The following is a 1312-nucleotide window of genomic DNA, read 5'->3' as shown; positions in this document are numbered from 1 at the left end:
ACCGGCGGCTTCAGACCCCGACTACACCCTCGATTGGGATGAGCCGGGAAACGCTCGACCAGGTACGAGCACGGCGAGCGACGATCGCCCTGTCGCACCAGATCATCGACTTCGCGCTCCACGGACCGGCTGGCTCACCGAGCAGGAGAACCGACTCGGAAACGCTGTGGTCGCTGATCGACGGACTGTTCAGCGCTGGGGACGCTACGCCGACGCCATCGCCCGCTGGGAACACATCACCGGACGCCCCGCGCCAGCGCCAGCCCTCCTGAACGACGCGGACGGCCCGCGCCCAGCACCAGGATTCGTTGAGTGGCTCATGGGCCTGCCGACTGGATGGGTGACCGACACCGACGACCTGACCCAGAACCAGCAGATCACAGCCCTCGGCAACGGCGTACTGCCGCTCCAAGCCTCGATCGCGTCGAACCACCCTGGAGATCAGGCCTGTGCGCAGGGAGCTGGCACCCGTCCGGTCCTGAGCCCGTTCGTTGCTAGACGTGCCCAGGAAGCGAACCCGATTGACCCTAGCTAGTCAGCGTCCGGGAAAATCTCGTCAGCCGCAACGAACGCCCAGGAACCAAGCGCTGCGCACAACGTCTCGAACTCCCGAGCGATCTCAAATCGAATCGCGACGCGAGTGCGGAGTTGACCAGTGTTGGCCACTGCCCACGCGTTCACCTCCATGCGGAAGCGCCGCTCGACGAGTTCATCGACAAGTCGCTTCGCCCGCCGGTCGACGAACAAGTTGCCAGTCGTCAAATACCCTTGAGGGTCTACTGCGATCTCGGCGGCGCGAGTCCGATCAGTTGCCATTTTTCCCCTTCCAAGACGCACCTCTCCCTGAGGCGCTCTGGTCGGGAATCTGCAACTGCGGAAATTACTGTAGCAGGGATACGCGCTGTCGACGACCATTCGCAGCCACACCAGCGCTGTTCGCTTCCAGCCTTGTTCCCCCGGTCGAGGTTCTCCCCACAATGGGTGACTTGAGACTCACCAGGAGGAATTGTCAAGACCTGTGGATTGGTGTGTCATGAGGCGAGTTGGTCATCTCCGTTCTGGTTGTCTCGTTCGACGAGTTCGCCTTTCTCGAAGCGTGCGCCGGCTCGGACGAGGGCGACCAGGTGGGGCGCGTTGACGGCGCGCCAGCGCCGCTGCGCGGACTCGATCAGCTTGAACGCCATGGCGATCCCGGCGGCTCGGGTGCCGGGGCCTTTGGTGACCCGTTGCCGCAGCCGCACGGTCGCGAAGGTCGACTCGATCGGGTTCGTGGTGCGTAGGTGGATCCAGTGCTCGGCCGGGTAGTCGTAGA

At 63.9% G+C, this 1312-nt stretch carries 1 pseudogene; it reads right to left on the bottom strand.

The features are described from left to right. Positions 1-1031 precede the first annotated feature (1031 nt). Positions 1032-1312 (bottom strand): annotated as a pseudogene (locus BN11_RS23080) (IS256 family transposase); the annotation flags it as partial.

The sequence above is a fragment of the Nostocoides australiense Ben110 genome, assembly GCF_001050535.1.
Taxonomy (GTDB): Bacteria; Actinomycetota; Actinomycetes; order Actinomycetales; family Dermatophilaceae; genus Nostocoides_A; species Nostocoides_A australiense.
This window is presented reverse-complemented; position numbering and strand designations above follow the sequence as displayed.